Annotated in this window: 27 protein-coding genes and 1 pseudogene; 13 read left to right on the top strand and 15 right to left on the bottom strand. The window is 57.3% G+C overall.

The window, feature by feature from the left end; all coding sequences use genetic code 11:
• From ACZCED_RS07945 to ACZCED_RS07935, 3 genes are all read left to right on the top strand, one after another.
• Positions 1-638: molybdopterin dinucleotide binding domain-containing protein (locus ACZCED_RS07945; RefSeq protein WP_464860572.1), on the top strand; the 638-nt coding region annotated here is incomplete at its 5' end.
• 79 nt (positions 639-717) lie between these two features.
• Positions 718-882: a homocysteine S-methyltransferase family protein gene (locus tag ACZCED_RS07940; RefSeq protein WP_464860571.1), complete on the top strand. Its 165-nt coding sequence runs from the start codon at positions 718-720 to the stop codon at positions 880-882.
• A 22-nt stretch (positions 883-904) separates the two neighbouring features.
• The gene (locus ACZCED_RS07935) at positions 905-1,849 is read left to right on the top strand and encodes a threo-3-hydroxy-L-aspartate ammonia-lyase (protein ID WP_464860570.1); all 945 of its coding nucleotides are present in this window, start codon (positions 905-907) and stop codon (positions 1,847-1,849) included.
• 133 nt (positions 1,850-1,982) lie between these two features.
• Here ACZCED_RS07935 and ACZCED_RS07930 read toward each other — a convergent pair whose 3' ends face one another.
• The 6 genes and pseudogenes from ACZCED_RS07930 to ACZCED_RS07905 form a co-directional block, all read right to left on the bottom strand.
• On the bottom strand, positions 1,983-2,138 hold the full coding sequence (locus ACZCED_RS07930) for a hypothetical protein (protein ID WP_464860569.1): 156 nt from the start codon (positions 2,136-2,138) through the stop codon (positions 1,983-1,985).
• 558 nt (positions 2,139-2,696) lie between these two features.
• A complete protein-coding gene (locus ACZCED_RS07925) occupies positions 2,697-3,263 on the bottom strand; it encodes a GNAT family N-acetyltransferase (RefSeq protein ID WP_464860568.1) in 567 nt (188 codons plus the stop codon).
• Positions 3,264-3,384: 121 nt separating this feature from the next.
• The gene (locus ACZCED_RS07920; protein ID WP_464860567.1) at positions 3,385-4,422 is read right to left on the bottom strand and encodes an NADP-dependent oxidoreductase; all 1,038 of its coding nucleotides are present in this window, start codon (positions 4,420-4,422) and stop codon (positions 3,385-3,387) included.
• A gap of 53 nt (positions 4,423-4,475) precedes the next feature.
• Entirely contained in the window at positions 4,476-4,724 is a 249-nt protein-coding gene (locus tag ACZCED_RS07915) for a DUF5329 family protein (RefSeq protein WP_464860573.1), read from the bottom strand.
• Positions 4,717-4,800, bottom strand: a pseudogene (locus ACZCED_RS07910) (hypothetical protein); the annotation flags it as partial. The pseudogene ACZCED_RS07910 and the gene ACZCED_RS07915, both read right to left, overlap by 8 nt.
• A gap of 225 nt (positions 4,801-5,025) precedes the next feature.
• Positions 5,026-5,301 carry a hypothetical protein gene (locus tag ACZCED_RS07905; RefSeq protein ID WP_462969349.1) on the bottom strand — a complete coding sequence of 92 codons (276 nt, stop codon included), beginning with the start codon at positions 5,299-5,301 and terminating at the stop codon, positions 5,026-5,028.
• A gap of 215 nt (positions 5,302-5,516) precedes the next feature.
• Here ACZCED_RS07905 and ACZCED_RS07900 point away from each other — a divergent pair, with 215 nt between their 5' ends.
• Positions 5,517-6,302: an amidohydrolase family protein gene (locus ACZCED_RS07900; RefSeq protein ID WP_462969350.1), complete on the top strand. Its 786-nt coding sequence runs from the start codon at positions 5,517-5,519 to the stop codon at positions 6,300-6,302.
• Positions 6,303-6,394: 92 nt separating this feature from the next.
• On the opposite strand, the gene ACZCED_RS07895 is transcribed toward ACZCED_RS07900, so the two are convergent.
• The 4 genes from ACZCED_RS07895 to ACZCED_RS07880 form a co-directional block, all read right to left on the bottom strand.
• Positions 6,395-6,751, bottom strand: a complete 357-nt coding sequence (locus ACZCED_RS07895) for a hypothetical protein (RefSeq protein ID WP_464860566.1) — start codon at positions 6,749-6,751, stop codon at positions 6,395-6,397.
• 111 nt (positions 6,752-6,862) lie between these two features.
• Complete coding sequence (locus tag ACZCED_RS07890; protein ID WP_462969352.1) at positions 6,863-7,063, bottom strand: cold-shock protein; 201 nt, start codon at positions 7,061-7,063, stop codon at positions 6,863-6,865.
• A gap of 446 nt (positions 7,064-7,509) precedes the next feature.
• Entirely contained in the window at positions 7,510-8,814 is a 1,305-nt protein-coding gene (locus ACZCED_RS07885; protein ID WP_464860565.1) for a type II toxin-antitoxin system HipA family toxin, read from the bottom strand.
• A complete protein-coding gene (locus ACZCED_RS07880) occupies positions 8,811-9,161 on the bottom strand; it encodes a helix-turn-helix transcriptional regulator (RefSeq protein WP_464860564.1) in 351 nt (116 codons plus the stop codon). The genes ACZCED_RS07885 and ACZCED_RS07880 overlap by 4 nt, the downstream gene beginning before the upstream one ends.
• Positions 9,162-9,488: 327 nt before the next feature.
• On the opposite strand from ACZCED_RS07880, the gene ACZCED_RS07875 reads away from it, so the two are divergent.
• From ACZCED_RS07875 to ACZCED_RS07860, 4 genes are all read left to right on the top strand, one after another.
• Complete coding sequence (locus ACZCED_RS07875) at positions 9,489-9,914, top strand: hypothetical protein (protein WP_464860563.1); 426 nt, start codon at positions 9,489-9,491, stop codon at positions 9,912-9,914.
• Positions 9,915-10,053: 139 nt separating this feature from the next.
• A complete protein-coding gene (locus tag ACZCED_RS07870) occupies positions 10,054-11,688 on the top strand; it encodes an ABC-F family ATP-binding cassette domain-containing protein (RefSeq protein ID WP_464860562.1) in 1,635 nt (544 codons plus the stop codon).
• Between the two features lie 83 nt (positions 11,689-11,771).
• Entirely contained in the window at positions 11,772-12,221 is a 450-nt protein-coding gene (locus tag ACZCED_RS07865; RefSeq protein WP_464860561.1) for a tellurite resistance TerB family protein, read from the top strand.
• A 225-nt stretch (positions 12,222-12,446) separates the two neighbouring features.
• A complete protein-coding gene (locus ACZCED_RS07860) occupies positions 12,447-12,647 on the top strand; it encodes a hypothetical protein (protein ID WP_464860560.1) in 201 nt (66 codons plus the stop codon).
• Positions 12,648-12,831: 184 nt separating this feature from the next.
• On the opposite strand, the gene ACZCED_RS07855 is transcribed toward ACZCED_RS07860, so the two are convergent.
• Both ACZCED_RS07855 and ACZCED_RS07850 read right to left on the bottom strand, forming a co-directional pair.
• Positions 12,832-14,118, bottom strand: coding sequence for a class II D-tagatose-bisphosphate aldolase non-catalytic subunit (locus tag ACZCED_RS07855; RefSeq protein ID WP_464860559.1), 1,287 nt, complete (start codon positions 14,116-14,118; stop codon positions 12,832-12,834).
• A gap of 126 nt (positions 14,119-14,244) precedes the next feature.
• Positions 14,245-14,727, bottom strand: coding sequence for an adenosine-specific kinase (locus ACZCED_RS07850; protein WP_464860558.1), 483 nt, complete (start codon positions 14,725-14,727; stop codon positions 14,245-14,247).
• Between the two features lie 29 nt (positions 14,728-14,756).
• On the opposite strand from ACZCED_RS07850, the gene ACZCED_RS07845 reads away from it, so the two are divergent.
• Together ACZCED_RS07845 and ACZCED_RS07840 are read left to right on the top strand one after the other, a co-directional pair.
• On the top strand, positions 14,757-15,077 hold the full coding sequence (locus ACZCED_RS07845; protein WP_464860557.1) for a hypothetical protein: 321 nt from the start codon (positions 14,757-14,759) through the stop codon (positions 15,075-15,077).
• Between the two features lie 452 nt (positions 15,078-15,529).
• Positions 15,530-15,868, top strand: a complete 339-nt coding sequence (locus ACZCED_RS07840) for a hypothetical protein (protein WP_464860556.1) — start codon at positions 15,530-15,532, stop codon at positions 15,866-15,868.
• Positions 15,869-16,010: 142 nt separating this feature from the next.
• Here the strand turns inward: ACZCED_RS07840 and ACZCED_RS07835 are convergent, their stop codons facing one another.
• Positions 16,011-17,357 (bottom strand): OmpP1/FadL family transporter, encoded by a 1,347-nt coding sequence (locus ACZCED_RS07835; protein WP_462968157.1) that lies wholly within the window; start codon positions 17,355-17,357, stop codon positions 16,011-16,013.
• Positions 17,358-17,797: 440 nt separating this feature from the next.
• Between ACZCED_RS07835 and ACZCED_RS07830 the strand changes: the two genes are divergently transcribed.
• From ACZCED_RS07830 to ACZCED_RS07820, 3 genes are read left to right on the top strand one after another with little or no spacing between them, the layout of a single operon-like run.
• The gene (locus ACZCED_RS07830) at positions 17,798-18,745 is read left to right on the top strand and encodes a MinD/ParA family ATP-binding protein (RefSeq protein ID WP_462968156.1); all 948 of its coding nucleotides are present in this window, start codon (positions 17,798-17,800) and stop codon (positions 18,743-18,745) included.
• Complete coding sequence (locus ACZCED_RS07825) at positions 18,742-19,422, top strand: helix-turn-helix domain-containing protein (protein ID WP_462968155.1); 681 nt, start codon at positions 18,742-18,744, stop codon at positions 19,420-19,422. Before ACZCED_RS07830 ends, ACZCED_RS07825 begins: the two co-directional genes overlap by 4 nt.
• A gap of 28 nt (positions 19,423-19,450) precedes the next feature.
• Positions 19,451-20,581 (top strand): NAD(P)/FAD-dependent oxidoreductase, encoded by a 1,131-nt coding sequence (locus ACZCED_RS07820; protein WP_464860555.1) that lies wholly within the window; start codon positions 19,451-19,453, stop codon positions 20,579-20,581.
• 151 nt (positions 20,582-20,732) lie between these two features.
• Here ACZCED_RS07820 and ACZCED_RS07815 read toward each other — a convergent pair whose 3' ends face one another.
• Positions 20,733-21,254 carry a rubrerythrin family protein gene (locus ACZCED_RS07815; RefSeq protein WP_462968153.1) on the bottom strand — a complete coding sequence of 174 codons (522 nt, stop codon included), beginning with the start codon at positions 21,252-21,254 and terminating at the stop codon, positions 20,733-20,735.
• Between the two features lie 90 nt (positions 21,255-21,344).
• The gene (locus ACZCED_RS07810) at positions 21,345-21,788 is read right to left on the bottom strand and encodes a Fur family transcriptional regulator (protein WP_464860554.1); all 444 of its coding nucleotides are present in this window, start codon (positions 21,786-21,788) and stop codon (positions 21,345-21,347) included.
• Between the last annotated feature and the right edge of the window lie 58 nt (positions 21,789-21,846).

Genomic DNA, 21,846 nt, shown 5'->3' with positions numbered 1-21,846 from the left:
TTGCGGAGGATGTCTTTTCCCTGACGGAAGACCAGTGTGTCGATCGGCTGCTGAAGGAGCCGTCACCGTATATGGCCGGTGTCGACGCCGACCGGGTCCGATCCGGTTGCGCCGTGTCCCTCAATATCCCGGACAACCCCTACACCCAATCCTTCAACACCCCCTCGGGCAAGGTGGAGTTCTACTCCCGGGCCTGGGAAGCGAAGGGACTCGACCCGCTTCCCGATGGCCGTCCGGTTCGAGACCCGGAGGGCGGTGAACGATTCCCGCTGGAGTTCATCACGCCGCCCCACCGTCTTTTTCTCAACTCGGCGTTTAACGAAATCGCCGCTCTCAGGGAGGAGGCCGGACCACCTGTCGTCCTGATCCACCCCGGGACCGCCGCCGCCCGCGGGATTGCCAGCGGCGACCTGGTTCGCGTCCATAACGGTCGCGGCGAATGCTGCCTGACGGCCAGGGTGACCGAGGATACCCGGCCAGGGCTGCTGGTTGCCGAAGGGCTTCGCTGGCCCGGCCTTCATCGGGGAGGCAGGGGGGCCAATCAACTGACCAGCCAGCGACTGACCGACGCCGGTGGCACCTGTGCGTTTCACTGCAGTCGGGTGGAGGTGGAGCCGGCATCGTTCATTAAGGATTAGCTGCCACGGAACAAACAGAACACACAGAATGTTTTCATGTTTCTTGTTTCGTGTGATCCGTGTATTCCGTGGTCGAAAAGTGAAGAAAAAAGAAGGCATGGTCAAATGGAACTCATCGTATCCCGAGGATGAGATCTTTTTTGCCGAGAACATAAAATTAATCAAGGCGCTCGGCGTCGACATCGTGGGCGGCTGCTGCGGCACGACACCGGTGTTTATCCACAGGCTCAGGGCGTCCATCTGAGCTTAACCGAATCGGAGAAAGCATGTTCGAAAACATCCTTGCCGCAAAAAAACGACTGGAAGGCCATGCCCACGTTACGCCGGTCATGGGTTCACGGACACTGAACCGGATGGTGGGTGCGGAAGTCTTTTTCAAATGTGAGAACTTTCAGAAGATCGGTGCATTCAAATTTCGCGGCGCGTTCAACAGCATCTCGCAGCTTTCGGAAGCGGAAAAGGCGCGTGGGGTTGTCACGTTTTCCTCAGGCAACCACGCCCAGGCGGTCGCTCTGGTCGGGCAGATGCTGGGTACCAAAACGACCATCGTGATGCCGAACAATGCCCCGGCAACCAAACGAGCCGCCACCGAAGCATACGGCGCGACCATTCTTGATTACGATCCTGCCAGCGCCAATCGTGAAGACATCGCCAGGGAGCTTGAGAGCAAACATGGCTATGTGATGATTCCACCGTTCGACCACCCGGACGTCATCGCCGGCCAGGGGACGGCCGCCCTGGAGATGTTCGACGCGGTGGGCAATCTCGACATGCTGCTGGTGCCCTGCGGCGGCGGCGGGCTGTTGAGCGGTTGTGCGGTGGCGGCAAAGGGAACCTCGGGGAACTGCCGAACGATCGGCATCGAACCCGAGCTCGCCGATGATGCGACCCGGTCCTTTCACACCCAAACCCTGCAACGGATCGACAACCCGCCCACGATCGCCGATGGCACCCGCACCCCGTCGCTGGGCAGGATAACCTTTCCGCTGGTGCTCGAATACGTGGACGACATGAAAACGGTCCCGGAAGCGGCGATCATAGAAGCGGTGAAATTTCTGTTCTACCGGATGAAGCTGGTCGTCGAACCGTCGGGCGCGCTCGGGTTGGCGGCCCTGCTCAGCCGGTCGGTTGCGCCCAAGGGCAGGGTCGGGATCATCTTGAGCGGCGGCAACATCGATTCGGCGACCATGATCAAGGTATTGTCTTCCTGATGCGGCAGCAGACGCTTGACGGGGAGGCGTCGAAGCGGGTGGAAAAGGTGCGATACGGGGGCGGGCACCGCTATATTGACGGTCATCAATGATTCAGGCAGGAAACCGATTTTTTCACTACGCCATAGGTTCTCTACCCGGTTTTGTTGAGTAGGCAGTATTTCACAAACTTCCTCTCGGCCGCCCGATAGTCTTCGTAATAGTCCGTATTTTCCTCACGTTCGAATTCACTGCGGCACTTTTTTACCATCAGTTTGAGCCCCTGATCGCTGTGTGATGGGTTATCCATTTTATCACCGCTGTCTGTGCTGTGGCCTGCCGGGGGTTAACGGGGTTGGTTTAATATGATTAGTGTATGACCGTTCCCGGCAAAATCAAGCGGACATGGGATTGGGTTTCTGTGGATAATTCAGGATGAATGGTATACAACCCGCCATACACGCCTTCAGCCTTCGACCGAGACACCTGAAAATTATTTTTGGCGGGGGGCACGGTCAGCGGGGTCGGGTCGGCTTTTGACTCTCGGAAAGCGGGTCGCCCTTGCCCATTATCTTTCAAGATATGCAGACAGGTCTAAACCAGCCATGACCGATCATACGGTAAAAACGTGCCCGAAATGCGGCCAGCAGCTGCGGTTTCCCACGAACATCGGCGGGATGCTCATGGCCTGTCCTTCATGTGGCAACAGGTTTCGGTCCGACTTTAAGCTGGGGCATTCCGGAAAAAGAGATCATCGTAACCTCCTAGTCGAGATTTTCGAGATGCCCTCTACCCTCTTGAGCCGAATCGGCCGCTATTTCCGTAAGTATTTTTAGTGCCGCTTTCCTGCTCCACGCCTGGGTTACGATCATTTCAAGGCTTTCCTCATGATCGGTCGTGTCGGTGAACGTCGCAATACCTCTTTAAAGCCCGCACGAATGAACGCTGTGGGTATGCCGGTCCAGGCAAAAGCGGGCGGAATGGTTTTATCCGGTTTAGGTTCAACCGGATATCCTTCTACCCATTCTGCGCCCTGCGATTGGGCAAATTCGCATGCAGCTCGTAAGAGCTCGGTTGAAACACCTTTTTTTCTATATGACCTGTCGATAAAAAGGCAGGCGACAGACCAGCATGTCCGGTCGTCTATCGGCCGAAGGATACGGGACCTCGATAAAAACGAATAAGTGCTTCTTGGGGCAATGGCACACCAACCGATTGCTTGAGTGTGATGGTAGGCCAGGATTCCGGGAACTTCTCCTGAGTCGACGACCGATTTCATGGCCAGTTTGTTGCCGTCTCCTTTTTGTGACTCGAACTGTTTTCTCGTGAGACGCCAAAGCATGCACCAGCATCCACCGCATGCCCCCCGCTCGCCGAACAAAGCTACAAAGTCGTCCCATTGGCCCGTGTCCAAAGGTTTAAACGATAATTCCATGGATATCTTCCCTGTCGCCAGCCGTGTCGTCAACTCGAGGCGTTTTAATTTCGTGGGTATCCATCGACAGCGCTTTTACAATCGACAACCGAAAGTTTCAGTGATGACAATGATTGCCTAATCAGTTTTCGTCATTCACCCGGACGACCAGTTTCCCGAAGTTCCTGCCGACCAGCATGCCGATGAACGCGTCCGGTGCGCTTTCCAGCCCGTCGACCATGTGCTCGCGGTATTTTATCTGCCCCGTGCCCAGCCATTGGGACATATCCCTGGAGAACTCCTCGTAGCGGTGGCCGTAATCATCGAAAATGATGAATCCCTGGACTTTCAACCGTTTGACCAAAATGGCGCGCATCAGCATAGACAGCCGGTCCGGTCCATCGGGAAGCCGTGTCGCATTGTAGTGGGAGATCAGCCCGCACACCGGGATCCTGGCTTTGGTGTTGAGCAGCGGCAGGACCGCATCGAACACCTTGCCCCCGACGCTCTCGAAATAGATGTCGATTCCCGTGGCGCAGGCCTGGCCGAGCTGTCGGGCAAAATCCGGTGATCGGTGATCCAGGCACGCATCCAAACCAAGGACCGCTTTGGCATAGCTGCATTTTTCGCTGCCGCCGGCAACGCCGACCACCCGGCAGCCTTTCAACTTGCCGATCTGCCCGACCGTCGCCCCCACCGGCCCGGTGGCCGCAGCGACGACCAGGGTCTCTCCCGCTTGGGGGCGGCCGATATCCAACAGCCCCATGTAGGCGGTAAACCCCGGCATGCCCAATATCCCCAAGGCATAGGAGGCGTTCGGGGGGTTGTTCCCCAATCGGGTCAGTCCGGTGCCGTCGGAAAGCGCATAGTCCTGCCAGCCGCTATAGGCCAGGACCCACTCTCCCTCCTGGAAGTCAGGGTGCCGGGATGCTTCCACGCGGCAGACCGTTCCGCCCACCATGACTTCACCCACCTTCACCGGCGGCGCATAGGAGGGCGCATCGCTCATTCGGCCCCGCATGTACGGGTCGAGGGAAAGATACTCGGTGCGCAACAGCACCTGGCCCCGGGCCGGTTCAGGCACGGGCGTGTTCTCCATCCGGAAGTTTTCGGGCAGCGGTGCGCCATGCGGGCGCTTGGCCAACACGATACGGCGATTGTGTGTTTTACGTTGAGGCATGGGGTCCTCCCTAACTTTTTTAACGCGGTCCTGATAGAATTACCGGCGAGCATTTACGGCAGCCCTTCCGCTATCCGCTGCGGATAGGCGACACGCCGTTTCTTCTCCCTGAAGCGGACAAGCGCTTCCATCAGCCACTCGGCGGTGGGCATTTCAATGCCGCCGCATGACACCTGATACGGCTGGCCGCTCAGGCTGCTCTGGGTTGCGGCATAGCGGATGAAATCCTCGGTGGATTTTATCCGCCGTTTCATATGGGCGTATTTTTTTTCGAATGTGCTCGCCTGCCGCTTGAGCGTTATGGATATCTCCGTTGCGCCTGAAACTGCAGCCGGACGTGTCGATGGTGAGGAGCAGGTGATCGATCTCCGACCGCATGCCGGCATGGGACGGGCAGGGTCGAAAGGTGATAAACAGCGCCAGAATGACAGCTCATCGGCCCGTTTGAGCCGCGACGGCGGACGTTTTTCCCGTCGCTTGCGGCGGAGTTATCGAGCAGCGTGGAAATCGATTCTCTTCCTTTCGGTGCTGTTCAAAACAATCGTGACCGCACGTTGGTCGCACTGGCCGGACGCCCGGCACCTTCCTGCCGCCAACCGGCCGTCAGGCCAGCCGGCAGGTGTCGGCGCCGTCTGGAACCGGACCGGCGCAGCAGCGACGCCAGAATGATTGGCAAAAATAGCCGTTGAACCAATCCAGGGCCTTCATCGGGGTGGCCATGCGCGCCATGATTTCGGACGTGTCGAGACGGCTGGCATGCTCGTTGAAAAACCGTTGTACCATGCGCGTCATTTCCAGTCGCTCCTCGCCATCCGTATCCCTGCAAACATAGGTCGTCATTATCTGTTGGGCCTGATCCATCAGGTCTTGTGTGTTCATGATGCAGCCTCCGTTTCGCCCGGCGCCGGGCAATCCCGGATCAGGACTGACCGCACGACCGGGATCCAATGGTATGCCGACGCCGCCAGGCGGGTCGCCACGGGATCATCGTCGACAGCAAAGGGTGTGGACGGATAGCTGTTTTGTCAATACAATGGGATCCGGGGCCGGACCCATCCGGCGGGATGGCATCAAGAACCCACAGGGAGTCTGCTATGGTGAAAGATAAGGTGAAAACGCCGCCGGCGGTAATCGATGCACATGCCCACTGCGGAATCATCGACCGCGGCTGGCCGCAATCGTACCCGGCGTATGCGAGGCACGCAGCCACAACGGATATCGGCGGGGCGGCCCTTTTCTCACCGGTTGCCGAGATATACGACCGCTATGACGCCGGCTTTGCCGATACGCCTGCCTGGCGCCTGCGCCGCAAGGAGAGCAACGCCTACCTGCTCTCGCTGAAACCCGCAGAAATGACCGTTTACCCCTATTTTTTTATCTGGAACGACTTTGCCGTAGAGCAGCTCTCGGCGGCTCACTGCGGCATCAAGTGGCACCGCCATGACGATGAGCCGGTGTACCACTACGACGACCCCCGATGCCGGGCGGCCCTGGACGAGATCCGGCGCAGGAGGTTGCCGGTGGTCCTGGAGGAGGAATTCGACCATACGGTGCGTTTCATCCGGGAACTGGCACACGGGATCACGGTGATCATTCCTCACCTGGGGATGCTCAACGGCGGTTTCCGATCCATCGCCGAGGCCGGTCTGTGGGCGCAGGAGAACGTGTGGGCGGATACCGCACTGGCCGACCGGACTGAGATCCGCGAATACATTCGCACCTACGGTCACGGTCGCTTGATGTTCGGATCGGATTTTCCCTTTGGCGACCCGGCATCGGAACTGCAGAAAGTGCGCAGCCTGAAGCTGGAACCGGCGATCGAGGCGGCGGTGCTGGGCGGCAATTTCATCCGCCTGCAGGCATGTGTCAACTACAGGTAGTGCCCACTGGATGGCCTTTTTCCGTTACTTCAGCGCTGGCTGTCACGGCTCCGTCAGCATGGCATACCTGATTTCAAAATAACGATCACTTATCAAACAGATACTCGATCTTTGTCATCAAAAAACAGCTCTACCGAATTATCTTCGGGTGATTGGTATAACGCCATTACTGTTTTGGCAATTTCTGTGACATAAGGTTCGATGGGGAATATATTGTGCGTCCGAAGGATTCCAATCAGAGCGTTCATTCCTTTGGAGATGGAGCTGATGATGATCTCGTTATCATAGGTTTCTTCGCAAAGATATGCGTAAGTTGCCGGCTGCAGCATCGACGACGAAGCATTTTTCAAATCCCTATCGATGACTGCATATTCGCTGATTTTAAGTTTATGATTGGCACCTTCTCGAGAAATCAAATATTTTTGACGCATATCTTTTTTCCTTTTCATCCGAATATCTAAACGAAGGAACCATCTCCTTCATTCAGAGACATAAAACCAAATAAAAAGGCATCCCTTTTACCATAGAAGGGATGCCTTTTTTGTACTCAGCGCATAAGGCTAAACGACAGTGACATTGGTTGCGGAAGGACCTTTTGGCCCTTGCCCGATGTCAAAGGAAACCCGGTCGCCTTCATTGAGGGATTTAAACCCGGTCGCATTGATTGCTGAATGATGAACAAACACATCTGCGCCGTCTTCCTGCTCAATGAAACCAAAACCTTTTGAGTCATTAAACCACTTAACCGTGCCATTGGACATGATAGCATCCTCCTTTCTAAATAATTTTCAACGTCGCTAGCTGGAGGGTGCCATTTTGACCAAATGGATTGTTCCTGCAGAAAGAAACCGTCCTGTAAATCAGACACAGAACTTAATTGATTGAACCAAGATAATCATATCCAAGGAGAAGGCAATCTAATTAATTGTTATTTTTATAAATATTTTCAAACCTCATTTAACCATACAATATCTATCGGTTATCCGAGCCATATTGAAAATGGTTCAGCAGGGCACGGTTTGAAGGTGCCAGCTACTTGTTCAAGTTAAGTGATCAATGATGCCGGAGATGGGCCGCCGGGATTGAAAAAATGGGCCGGGCTCAAGTCAAAAGCTTTACCCGAAAGTGAGGCGGGGCGAAGGATCTGGATGAGATCAGGTGAGATAGGGTCGGGCAAGCCAACCTGCCGGCCTGGGGCAAACCCGGTTCAAAAGCCTTTCACGCGCAGGGTGTCCTGGATGTGATCGCGCCATGCAGGGGAGACGCCGGCTTCATCCGCATAATCCCGCCAACCCGATACGGTCTGCATGACTTCGTTGACAATGGTTTCGGCGCGTCCCCGTTTCATCGACGCCGCTCGGGCGCAAGCATTGAAGTCTTCAATGGTAAAGTCGTCGCGCTTACCGTTCATCGTCATCTGGTGGCTGGCGGTCCATCGGCCGGAAGCATTGAAGCTGTAGGTCATGTCAAAGGCCGGTGAAAGCGACCACCGGCCGGTCTTGTCCATCAGGAAAGCGATATTTTTCACGTGGTCGTCCTGGTTTCGCGCAATGACGTTAAAGGCCATCCGGCGAAACTGTTGCTCGATCGCCGGCATGGGCAGGCCCAGCCGCCTGATGACCTGCAGCGCCTGCTCGTAGGAATAGGCGCCGGCCATGTTGAAATCGTAGTGCGCCAGGGCACACAGCGACTGCAGGTGGATCTTTTCACCGTTGTCGCGCCGGTCAAAGCGCCGGGTCATGAAATGCCGCCGGTCGTTCTCCTCGAACAGTCGGCACGGGCTCATGGTGATGCCGGCGTCGGATGCCATCCGGTAATAGGCATACTCGATGGTTCCGTACCCCTTGGGATCCTCCAGCTCCTTGTCCCGGTTGCCGGCAACCCCGTCAAACTTGAGCAGCCAGTACTCAAATCCTTCCCCCGCCTGGATCTGACCGGAGCGTACCTCGTTGGTCGACGGGTTCCAGGCAATCACCGCCTTGGCCCTGGCGCCGCCCGCCGACGTGCCGACCCGCAGGATGTCTTTGAGGGCCCGTTCCCTGCTCTTGGTGTCAAACGAAACTTTGAGATGGTTGCGCTGAGCCAGTATCTCCGATGCCAGCGCAACCAGTCGATCGACCTGGATACGGGTGGCCTTGCGCGCTTTCGGTCCGATAGATGGCTCGAACTCCAGGGCGCCCATACCCCGCTTGCCGATATAGCATAATCTTTCAACGACATTGAAGGACTCAGGCACCCGTCCGCGGATGGCCAGCCAGGCATCGATGAGCGCGTTGCCGAACCGATCGGGCAGTGAATCCGCCAGCAGTCCCGGCAGACCCTGAAAGGTCATTCTGGATAATTCAGGGAAGGTGTAAACCTGACCGGAAAGCGGCATGGTCAGCGGCGCGATCTCGATTCCGCTCCTGGCAAAGGCAGGATCGAACTCAAAAACGGCGACGTCCCGACCTTCATCGAGGGCCACCGCGCCGATCGTGCGCCCCCAGAGGCGGACCTCGGAAACCGTGCTCATGCGTCATCACCCCAGGACCAGTCGTCATCTGCCGGATTGGCCGACCGGCTCGATGCGGCCCGCTGGCGGGCCTTTCCCTTGAGCTTGAGCAGGTCCATGGGGCTGGGGCCGGCTTCAGGGACCAGGCGGCCGAGGCCCGGCAGGAGGTCGAGCACCCGCAGGATCCGGACAAGGTTGAGTGTTTGCGTCGCCGCCCCGGCCTCTATTCGCTCTATGGTTCTTTTGGACACGCCGGCTTCAAGGGCCAGTTTCGCCTGGGTCAGTCCGAGCGCAATCCGCCGCTGCCCCAGGCGCCTGCCGAGCTCTTCGAGAACCGCATCATCTCCCATGTCTTTGAAAAATACCATAGTCGTCAAATTTGGCGATATATAATCATATAGTGCTATATATCGCCAAGCTTGACGAATAGCAATTATTATTTATATATCGTCAAAAATGACGAAAAATAAACTAAAATAAATTTAAATCGTCATTTGTGACGATATAAGCACTCGTATATAACGGGTTTAACGGGACGCGCTTTACCATTCCCAGTGGGGTTTGAAGCGGCTTGTTTCGTGCCGCTGTCGTTGACGATGGGCCGGTAGATGGTAATTTTTTGCCAAATATCCAACTCACATCGGGTGGCGTCGTCATTGTCATCCCGTCAACCGTCCAGCAAAAGGAGGCCGGCCATGAAAGATCCGGGCAGCATGCACAAAAAGGTGCAGGAGATGTGCGATTGTTATGCAACCAATGATCCGCTCAAGGAGATGTCCAGGCTTAAAACCGATGCCGACACCGAGGCTGCCGCAGTCAAGTGGCTGGCCCTGGCGGCCTTGCACGGTGTCAACAGCAATGCGAAGGAGATATCCATTCACCGCGGGGATGACGGCAGGATTACCGTTCTTGCCGAATACCGGATCACCGAACTGCCGTCTCCGGGCCATGATGCCGGGCTCAAGATTTTCGAAACATTCAGGGAGATGACGCACATCGACGCGGATAAGGGCAAGACGGCCCTGGCCCTGGGCATTCGCGACAGCAGCATCGAACTCGACGTTAAAATCAAGAAGAAAGAGGGCGGCGAAAAAATCAGCATCGGTTTTCCCAAAAGGTGATCGACCCAAAAAACCTGAAACCTTAAACCGAAAAAAAGGTTGATAGCCGGCGTGTGATAGGCTATAAGCACGCGTCGCACGAACCACGGGTTGGAACGGCCCGTGGTTTTTTTATTGTTTGACCGATGAGGAACCCATCATGATCAGCGCATCCAACATCGCGCTTGCCTATGGCAAGCGTGTTCTGTTTAAAGACGTCGATATCAAGTTCACCCCCGGCAACTGCTACGGCCTGATCGGCGCCAACGGTACCGGGAAATCGACATTCCTGAAAATCCTATCCGGGGAGATAGAGCCGGACAAAGGCACGGTGAGCACCGGGCCCGGCGAGCGCATTGCCGTTTTGAAGCAGGACCACTTTGCCTTCGACGAGGAAGCCGTCATCGACACGGTGATCATGGGGCACGAAGGGCTGCATGCCATCATGATGGAGCGCGATGCGATCTACGCCAAGACGGATTTCTCCGAAGCGGACGGCATCCGGTCCGGTGAACTGGAGGCGGCATTCGCCGAGATGGACGGTTACGAGGCCGAATCCCAGGCAGCGGTGCTCCTCAAGGGCCTGGGCATGGCGGAAGAGACGCTCCAGCTGAAAATGAAAGAACTGGAAGGAGGCGACAAGGTCCGCGTGCTGCTGGCCCAGGCCCTTTTCGGTAACCCCGATGTTCTGCTCCTTGACGAGCCTACCAACCACCTGGACCACCGGTCCATCGCCTGGCTGGAAGATTTCCTGGCGCGTTCCGAAAATACCGTGATCGTGGTATCCCACGACCGCCACTTCCTCAACCAGGTCTGTACCCACATTGCCGATATCGACTATGACCAGATCCGGGTTTTCGTGGGCAACTACGATTTCTGGTGCCAGGCGAGCCGCCTGATCCAGAAGCAGAAACAGAACGAAAACAAGAAAGCCGCCGAAAAGGCCAAGGAACTGACCGCATTCATCCAACGCTTCAGCTCCAACGCCTCCAAGGCCAAACAGGCCACTTCCCGCAAAAAACTCCTGGACAAGCTCACCCTGGATGATGTGCCGGTCTCGTCGCGAAAGTACCCCTGGATCGCCTTCAGGCCGGAACGCCCCTGCGGGAGCGTGATCCTGGAAATCGACAGACTCAGCAAAACCATCGATGGAGAGAAGGTCCTCAACAACTTCTCCATGGTGGTCAACGGCGGGGACAAGATCGCCTTTGTCGGAGACAACAGCCTGGCAAAAACCGTCCTGTTCCAGATCCTGGCAGGGGAGATGGCACCGGACGCCGGCAGCTTCCGATGGGGCCAGACCGTGACCACCTCCTACTTTCCCAAGGAGAACCGGCGGTTTTTCGAGGCCGGGATGTCCCTGGTCCAGTGGCTGCTTCAATATGCGCCGGAAGAGGGGGTGAGCTTTGCCCGCGGATTCCTCGGTCGCATGCTCTTTTCCGGCGAAGAAGCCCTGAAAAACACGGGGGTGCTTTCCGGCGGGGAGAAGGTGCGCTGCATGCTCGCGCGCATGATGCTCAGCGGGTCCAACGTGCTCGTGCTGGACGAGCCCACCAACCACCTGGACCTGGAAGCCATCACCTCTCTCAACGAAGGACTGGTTGCCTTTCCCGAGGTGGTTCTCTTCGCTTCCCACGATCACCAGTTCGTCTCCACCGTGGCCAGCCGGATCGTAGAACTCACCCCGGCGGGCGCCATTGACCGGGTCATGAACTACGACGACTATCTGGCGAGCCCCGCCGTGGCCAAGGCGCGGGAGGAGCATTATTGCGGCGGACGGGCCCTGGTCTGCTGACCGGGATCCGGATGCCGAGCCTTGATTGTCGCTTTTTTGCCCATATATTCCATGGCATACCCTTCAACCCCGGAGGACGACCGATGATCGACCTGTTCAGCCGTTTTTTCAGCAGTGCTGCCGACAACGCCGCCGGCCAGGATGACGAAAGGGATCTGATCGTGGCCATTGGCGCCCTGTTCCTGGAAATGGGGCGCATCGATGAAACATTCACCGAGCCGGAAATGGCCAAGGTGATTTCCATACTCACCAGTAAGTACGGTCTTTCCGGTGAGGATGCCGCCGCCCTGCTCGACGAGGCGGATCGTGAGCTGGAAGCCAGTGTCGATCTGTGGCAGTTCGCCCGGGTGATCAATGAGCGCTACAGCATCCCCCAAAAAGAAAAACTGATCGAACGGTTGTGGCAGATTGTCTACGTCGACGGTAAAATGGACAAATATGAGCATTACCTGATGAACAAGCTCTCCAACCTTCTCGGCCTTTCCCACAAACAGCTGATCGACGCCAAACTCAAGGTTCTGCATGGCAAGTGACTCCGGCCCGACGGATGCAGCGCGATTCTGTTCCGTTAAGCAATTGGCAAGCCGATTGCTCCTTCCTGGAGTCTGTTGAACCGCGATAGCAAGCGAACTGGAAATCAAGCGCCACATCGATGCCGCTCGACTGGAAAATGGGTGGGTGCATCCTTCCGGTGATGTCGTCACGTGGGTCGATGTTGGAAATCCAAGGCACCGGATAATGTTGAAAGCGAGCGGAAGATGAAGTCGATATTGAGTGCGGGGCTGACCAACCGGCAGGGAATCACCGAACTGGTTTTTGGAGATGCCAGGGTCGGATGGGTGCAGCCGGTTGAAACCGGCGGGTACCTTGCGCACAGTTACGTGAGCGGCAAGAACTACCATGGCCAGAAAATTATGGATGTTTGCCTGCCGATAGAAAAGGAATTGGATAGCCCATAGAGGAACGTATCGTTATCCATGGGGCAACCGGAGACTTCTATGACCGGTCTTAAAAACAGCCTGAGCGTCCATGGCCGGGTGGTGAAGCGGCCCGACATGCTTGCGACCTGCCTGGTCGCTCCGCTTTTTCGACGCTGCCGGCGGTAACAGATGTCGGCCAATCCTTTTTGCAGCGATATCATCTTCACGCCGTATGCGCGTGACCCCGGCATGCGTCGGCATAGGGCTGCAGGGCGGACCGGACGCGCGCCTGGAGGATCGCTTCGGGTGTCGCGGGCAGGGCGCCGCCGGCGATGGCCCCGACCAGGTCAGGGAGGAACTGCTTAAGCAGCGCATGCGGAATGGGCCGATGCAGGTTGTGCATCAATCGTTCGCAGGCCCGGCGGGCTTCGGACCGGGGCCAGTAGTAGCGGATGCGATCGCGCAGGCCATACCGGCGCAGGAAGTAACGCTCCTGATCGGTGCCATGACAATGGGTGTTCCAGTGTTCGGGGTGGGTCTGCATCAGCCGCTCCATGACCGCCATCAGGTTGGATGGATGGGCCAGGCCGGGGAGTTCATTTTCGATGTGGGCCAGGGCAAAGAACGCCTCGCGCAGGGCGAAGGTCAGACAGGGGCCGATCTTGAGCAGTATAAAGTGATCCCTTACCATCTCTTTCAGCGCCGACGGGACCTGGTAATCGGTGGCGTGAATTTCAAACGTCATGGCGGTGGGCAACTGGGTGTGGAATGCCGAGAGTGCGGCGGCCGCCTGCGGATCATAGGCGGCCGCCCGATGGTTGTCGAAATCCACACCGGGCTGAACCACCACGGCGATGATCCGCTCCCAGGCCTGATTGACCCCGGCCCGGTTGAAGGCTTCCTCATAGGCCGTCAGTTCATCGCTCAGGTCCTGCGGGTCGGTGACGGTCACCACCCCTTGCCGACCCAGTGCCCCGCCCGGCGCCGGCACCTCGGTCCCGATTACATACAGCGGCGGTTGCCTGCAGACGTCCCGGGCGGCAGATTCGGCGGCCCGGCACAGGCAGGCGGCGCGCTGCGCGGCGCTTTCCAGCGGCAGGTGGTCCCGGGGATCGTCGGCACACCCGCGTCCGGTGTCCAGGTGCAGCTTCTGGTAACCGGCGGCCACATAGGCCCGCGCCAGCGCTTCGGCGTGCGCCATGGCTTCCATGGCCGGCAGGTGACGCCAGAGGTGGGGGCCGAGATGATCCGCTCCCAGGAGGATCTGCTCCGCTGGCAATCCCTTCTCGGCTGCCAGGCGCGTCATTCGGTCGGCAAAATCAGCCGGCGTCAGGCCGGTATACCCGCCGGACAGGTTGACCTGGTTGGCCGTGGCCTCTACCAGCAGCAGGTCTCCACCCTCTTTTGCCCTGGCGGCGGCGGCCGCCAATACCCGTGGATGCGCCGAGCAGACCGCCACCTGACCGCCGGTCCGGCCTGAAAGGTGCCGGCTGCGCAGATCGTTCAGCATGGGATGCCGCGGTGTTTCAGCATGTCGTGCGTTACTCCCTTCAGCCATCGGTCCGGTGCCCGTTGGGTGGACATGACGGACGTGCGGATGAAAACGTCGATTTTTCAGTTTGCTGGCTGTCGCGGTTCACATTTTATAGCCGATGGTGCGCAGGAAGGATTTGCGTTTGGCGATGTCGGCGTCACCTTCAATCCCTTTGGCGGCAAAACCGTCGATGACACCCATGATGCCGCGCCCCAGCGCGCTTTCGGCGATGATCACCTCGACCGGATTGGCCGTGGCGCAGAAAATCCGGCAAACCTCCGGCACCTGTTTGATCGTATTGAGGATGTTGACCGGGAACATGTCGCGCATGAAGATGATGAAGCTGTGGCCGGCCCCCAGGTTCAGCGCGTTTTTGCGGGAAAGTGCGATCAGGCCCTCATCCGTGCCGGCAAAGCGCACCAGGCAGACATCCGAGGCTTCGCAGAAGGCGACGCCGAATTTGGCCCCGGGAACCGTATTGACGATGGCTTCATAAACATCTTCCACGGTTTTGATGAAGTGGGACTGCCCCAGGATGAAATTGAGTTGTTCGGGATTGTCGATCGTGACGGTTTTCATTTCCATGGCATCTTCTCCTTGATAAAAATGAGCCGTTGAAGGCGATGCGGGCGGCGGTGCATCTCGGTCTATTTTATCGCCACATCTGCCGCCGGCAGGCGGTTGCGCCCATCGGCGCTTTTTCAGCGGGCGACACCCGCAGCGGGATGGCCATTTCAATTTATTCAGAAAACGGCGGTTTAACAAGTTTATTTTCGGAGCGGGGCCGGCTTGCCCTTCTGATGGTCCACCGCCTGTGCGCAGCCATGGCGATGCTATCCTTTTCTGTGCTGCGGCATCCGCTCACGCTGCCGCCATCGCCTTTCCATCAGGTCTTCACCCCTCCGCTGGAACCGGCGAACCCGGTCACGAAATGATGGTCGACCAAAATTTTTCCAGCCGGTGCGCAAAAATTGCAACCAGACGATGACCGTTTTTTAGGCGGACTGATAAATTTCAAATGATTTCAATGGATAAAAAAATGGAATCGAAATTGCTTTTCATTTGGAACGACGCCTGTTCCAGCTCCGCGTTGAAAGGCCTGTTGCCCGGACCCTGGCATGAGACCCACACCCTTTCGCTTCCTGTTCTCGATGGGCCTGGGGAGTCGCGACGCCGTGTCGTCGCATCACCAACGTGAGACCATTTCAAAAAACACCGACAGGATGTTGAAAATCGATTGCGCTTGGCCAATCCGTGTCAATCAATGGCTGAACCTGTCGATGGATCGCGACTAATCGCCGCTTTTGCGCCATGACAGGCCGTGTGCTGAACCGTGCTGCGTGGATTGAAATGGCTTTTTGAATGCTCACCATGAGAGGAGGAAGAAATGAAGACATTTATCATCATTGCCGCTTTGGGCTTTGCCTGTTTTCTCATTATCGCCTGCTCGGAGAAGCCGCCGGCCACCGTGGGACAGGCCGAACAAACCGAAACGGAGACGGCGCCCCGGGTGGCGGCGTCGGATGCGGCCGAGGTTGCCGAGATCGACGGGAGGCTGGTCCAGACTGAAAAAGGACTGGCGGTCGTCACAGGCACGGATTCCTATGTGGTGGCCGGTAAGGACCTGTCGGACATGATCGGTCAGCTGGTCAAAGTCACCGGCGCGATTGCCGAGACCGACGACGGCCAGGTTATCGAGGTTATGACAGTCACGCCTATGGACTAGCCTGCCATTACCATCTCGTATAATTGACGGCGCCCCCGAGCTTTTTGTTCGGGTGGCGCCGTCGGCTATAATTTTCCGGCAACACCAACTTGCATACAAACCAAGACGATTTGCCGGTGCGGGCGATTACGGGTCGGCATGGTCAAAACCGGAACGAGACCGCCGCGCTGATAATATCCACGCTGGCATCATATTCACCGACCAGCGCGCCGCGCAACCGGTTTTCCGCCTCGGTGACATCTTTGTCGATTTTCGGGTCATCGATGAACAGATGGCCATAGGCAAAATCGACCGTAATCCTCTCGGTGAACTGATAGCCGGCACCAAAGGTCACCCATATTCGATCGGCACCGGGAATGCGAGGCGTCCGGTGACGTTCGTCGGGAATCGGTGTTTCGTCGAAGGCAACGCCGGCCCGCAGTTCCAACGCTTCCATCGGCTTGAAGGTTCCTCCCAGGGAGTAACGCCAGGTGTCGTCCCAGTTCAGGGTGGTCACGCTGTCAGCCGCTCCGGAGGCGAACTTGATCCTCAATTCATCCAGGTGGCTCCACTTGGTCCAGGTGAGATCGGCCAGGATGGCCCAGCGCTCGTTAAAGGCGTGATAGGCACTGATCGAAACGGTTTCCGGCAGGGTCACATCGGCAGTGGCGGTGGTGTCGACCAGTCCGACCGCCTGGGCGAAGGCGGCGGCGGCGGCCGGTGTCTCGAAGGTGGCATCACCCTCTAAGGTGTGCTCGATCTGGGATCGATAATGAACCCCCACCCGGGTGCCGGCCCGCGGTTCGAAAATCAAGCCTACATTGGCGCCGATGCCCCAATCGTCGCCCTCCACTTCGCCTTTGCCGTCAAGATTTTGGGATGCCGTGGGCGGTGCAAAACCACCGGCGAACAGAGCGGTTCCGTAGTCGATGGCGTTGGTCAGGTCGGCCGTTGCCTGCTGAAAGCTGACGCCCACGCCCAGCGACCACTGGTCATTGATGCGATAGGCGACGGACGGGTTGATGTTCAAGGTGGCCAATTCGGATTTGATGCCGTGATAGCGTCCGACCCAGCCATCGTCGTATTTGGTGGCCAATCCATAGGGAGCGGTGACACCGATGCCGGCTTTCCACTGATCGGAAAAGCTGTGCATGAAAAACAGGTTGGGCACCAGGGCCGCTTCGCCACCGTCACCGCCGTTGCCCCCGGTGAGAGGGGTCGTCAGCACGGTGGTCGAGCCCTGGTTCTTGAACTCGGCCTGCGGAATGATATAGTGGGCGCCGACCTGCAGCTGGCTGCCGGACTGCAGGGCCATGCCGGCCGGGTTGAAAAAGACGGTGCTGGCATCCTGTGCCGCGGCCGCCACGCCGGCGTAGGCATACCCTGCACTGGCGGCGCTCTGCTCGATGATGGCGAATCCCGAACCGGCTGCGCTGCCGCTGAAGAAAAGCACGCATGAAAAGGTTGCGACTGCCAGAACCAACAGCGGATTTTTCTGTTTCTTGAACATATTCGCTTCCTCCTTCTTACGTATTTTTTTGCCAATGATAAATCCTCGCAGACAGTGAACACATAACCACCCGCCGTCGCTTCGGTGATTGGTCCAGGTCCCCGGGAATGGCATCGCCAGCATTCTACTGTACCGCAACGGAACCAGCAGGTTGAGGAAGGGGGTGGCGGATGATTGTATTGTTGATTGATTTGTCCGTGCTTGACAATCTTTTTTTAATACTGCGGCCGATCTTTGGGCCGGGTGCGCACTGAACAGGTGGCAGACCTTGATTTGTGACCCAAAAATAGCTTATTGAACAATCAAGGCTGGATACCCGGCGGATAAGCCAACCGGCTGCATCGTTCGGTGTGGCAGCGGTGACGATTGCACGTGGCGGGCGAATACGGCAGGGTTCTGATGATTGCTTATAACAGATCTCGGGTGGGCAGGTGGCTTGCGTGGCGCACAGCGAAAATATCGAACCGATGCCGAAGATCTATCCGATAGGGGGCGGCAAAGGCGGGGTCGGAAAAAGCTTTGTCGCCGCGAGCCTCGGGGCGCTGATTGCCAGGCACGGCCGGGCAGTCGCCCTGATCGACCTGGATCTGGGCGCCTCCAACCTGCATACCTTCCTGGGGATGCCGGCGCCCACGGACGGGTTGAACCGCTTTTTGGATAAAACGGCGCAAACACTGGAGAGCACGGCGGTCCCCACTCCGATCGCCAATCTTTTTCTCGTCAGTTCATCCACCTGCTCCATGGAGATTGCCAACCTGTTCTATGCCCAGAAAATCAAGCTGATCAATGCCATCAAAAAACTGCCTTTTGACTATATCATCATCGACCTGGGTGCCGGGACCAACTTCAACACCCTCGATTTTTTCCTGACTTCCCGCAAGGGGGTCTTTGTCTGCACCCCCGAACCCACCTCCATTGAAAACGCGTTTCGGTTTATCAAAGCCGTCTATCTGAGAAAATTAAAACAGCTGATCAAACGGTACGATTTCGATTCGCGGGTCAAAACGGCGGTCCTGGAAGCGGATTCCAATGCGCTGAGGGCCCAGGATATCATGGATGTCGTACAGAAATACGATCCTGAAAATATAGCGTTTTTAAAGGACCGGATCGGCCGGTTTCAATTCAAATTGATCTTGAACCAGTTTCGCAGGAACGCCGATTTCTCACTTGGCGAAAAGATAGAGACCGTATGCAACCGCCATTTTTATTCACCCTTTGAATTCTGGGGGCAGGTGGCTTTCGACGAGCGCGTCATCGATTCGATTTACGCAAGAAAGTTGTATGTGAAAAGCTATCCGGCGACCGTCACCACCATGGAATTAAAACAAATTGCCGAATCGCTCACCAATGGTCAGCCGGCTTCATCCGCAGTGCTGCAGGGTTTATGAAAACATTTGAAAATGAGAATTACTACCAGATCCTGCAGGTTCCCGCCAATGCGGCTGCAGATGAAATCAAGCACGCCTACCGGGGTGCGCTGGCCATTTACGAAGCGGAAAGCGTGGCCACCTATTCACTTTTTTCCGACGAGCAACGGGAGCGCCTGCTGCAGGCCATTGAGACGGCCTTTGACACCCTGATCAACGAAGACAAAAGAACCGCCTACAATCGGATGCTCATCGATACCGGCCAGGTGGATGCGGCCGATTTTTCCGGGCAGAGCCACAGAAAGCCGGCCGCCGGCGCCGACACAAGAATCACTCCCGATGAAAAGAGCCTCGGGCAATGGGTCCGGAAGAAAGCCGATACGCCGGCAATCAGGCAGCTCATCGAAACGATGCTCTCCAAAGAGATGATCTCCGGACAGGAATTGAAGCAGCTCAGGCAAGCCTACGGTATCGAAATCTCCGAAATATACACCGTCACCAAAATCAGCGGCGACTCCCTGAAAAGGATCGAGGCCGACCAGTTCGAAGACCTGCCTGCCGAAATCTATGTCAGGCAATTTTTAAAAGCCTATGCCGAGGTCCTGCAGATCGATTCCGGGCATGTGGTCGAGGCCTATTTGAGATTTATGGCGCGGGGAGGGGCGGGCGGAGCGGACAGGGATCGCGCCCGCGCCTGACCGCCGTTTTGGACTTCAAGGGGTACTCATGGAAATTACATCGACCATCATCGGGGCAGGCGTTGTCGGTCTCGCCGTGGCTGCGGAACTGTCCAGGACCCGCAAGGGGGTGTTGATCCTGGAGCGTCATGACAGCTTTGGCCAGGAAACCTCCAGCCGCAACAGTGAAGTGATCCACGCCGGCATCTATTATGCCAAGGATTCCAAGAAGGCCAGACTCTGCGTCGAGGGCAACCGGTTGTTGTACCGGCTGTGCGAGCAGAGCCGGATTCCCCACCGGCGCTGCGGCAAGCTGATCGTGGCCACCCAGAAAGATGAAGAAGCGATTCTGGCGACCATCCAGGAGCACGCCCGCGAGAACGGGGCGGAGGCCCTGGAGATGTTGAGCGCCAGGCAGATCAAGGCCATGGAGCCCAATATAAAGGCCTGTGCCGCCCTCTTTTCTCCCTCCACCGGCATCATCCACTCCCATCGGCTGATGCGCCATTATGCTTCCCGGGCCCAAAAAAACGGTGCCCAGTTCGTGCCGAATACGACGGTTTCACGGGTGGAAAAACAAGGCGACGGCCGCTACCGGGTTCATGTGGTCTATCCGGACGGCCAGACAGACGCATTCTCGTCGCGCTGGATCGTCAACTGTGCAGGCCTGGAATCCGATCGAATCGCCGCGTCCATGGGAATTGACATCGATAGGTGCGGCTACCGGCTGCACTACTGGAAAGGGGAGTATTTCAGTCTCGATGTACCTCGGGGGTTCATTGGCCATCTGGTCTATCCGGTTCCCCAGGCCAACCATGTGGGCCTGGGGGTCCATGCCACCATCGACTTGAGCGACCGGGTGAAACTCGGCCCCAACGCGACCTACCAGCCGGACAGAAATATCGATTATTCCGTGAATCCGCAGGACCGGCAGTCCTTTTACGAGGCAGCCCGCCGCTACCTGCCCGGCATCGCGCTTGACCAGCTGCAGCCGGAAATGGCCGGAATCCGGCCCAAGCTCCAAAAACCCGGAGATCCGGCCAGGGATTTTATCATCGCCGAGGAAACGTCCAAGGGGTTTCCCGGGGTGATCAACCTGATCGGCATCGAGTCGCCCGGACTTACCGCCAGCCCCGCCATTGCCCGTCATGTGGCGACATTGATGGCTGAGCGGGGGTAAACCCGGCGTCCCCGGGGGTGCACGACATCCTCCTCGATGCCGAGGATCCCTGCCGGCAGCCTGTCGCCGGCGGTGATACCGGGCGCCGCCGCGCAATCATTTGCCGGCGCCGCCCGGCTTCCAACGGTAGTGCTTTAGAATAGGCCGACAATCAGAAATCCATGTTGGCCGGCTCGTAATGTTCTTTGGGATGCTTACAGGACGGGCACATGGGGGGCGGTTCGGTGCCTTCGACAATATAGCCGCAGACGCCGCACTTCCATTTGATCGGCTTTTCGCGTTTATACACGGTCCCGGCCTCGACCATCGCAAGCAGTTTCTTGTAGCGTGAACGATGGTGAGCCTCGATCTTGGCCACTTGCTCGAAGGCGATCTTCGCCTGGGTCTGTCCCTCTTCTTCCGCCTCCCTGGCGAACTGCGGGTACATGCTCTCCACCTCGTAGTCTTCCCCGCCCATGGCTTCCTTCAGATTGGTCAGGGTGTCGCCGATGCCGCCCAGCAGTTTCAGGTGGTCCTTGGCATGCTGCATTTCGTTAAAGGCCGTCTCCTCGAAAATCTTGGCAATGTAGTGATAGCCCTCTTTGCGGGCAACCTTGGCAAAAAACGTGTACTTGTTGCGGGCCTGGGATTCGCCGGCGAAGGCCGCTTTCAGATTGTCGGTGGTCTTGCTCATTTTTTCCTCCTTGCTGGTTGGTGAGTGGGTTGCGAATGAAAAAAGAGGTCCGGCATTCCGCTGGTGCAGCGACGGCGGCTTTCAGACCATTTACTGCTTTGCGGTACACGCGTCACAAAGGCCTTTGAGGACGACCCGTCTGCTGATCACCTTGAAGGTGGTGGTGATCGCTTTCGGTACTTCCAGAAGGGCGTAGCCTTCATATTCGAAATCGATGATCCTGCCGCAGGCCATGCAGTGCAGGTGGTGATGGTCGCTGATGTCAGGGTCGAAGCGCTTGGGCCCACCGAAGGTCTCCACGACCTCCACCATCCCGATCCCGGCAAAGGTCAACAGTGTGCGGTTGACCGTATCGAAAGAGATGTTCGGGAACTCTTTTTTAACTGCCCTGAACACCAGATCGGCCGTGGGATGCCGCTTCGATTGAATCAGCACCCGGTAGATGCCGACACGCTGGGGGGTTATTTTCAACCGGTGGCGGTGGCAGGTTTCGATAAAGAGCTTCACACGCTGAGCCAACGTTTTGTTTTGCATGTGGCTCTTAAATAGTAATCATTACTATTTGTCAACACTTATTTGATCTTGAAATCGG

The organism is Desulfosarcina sp. (assembly GCF_055467485.1).
This window is presented reverse-complemented; position numbering and strand designations above follow the sequence as displayed.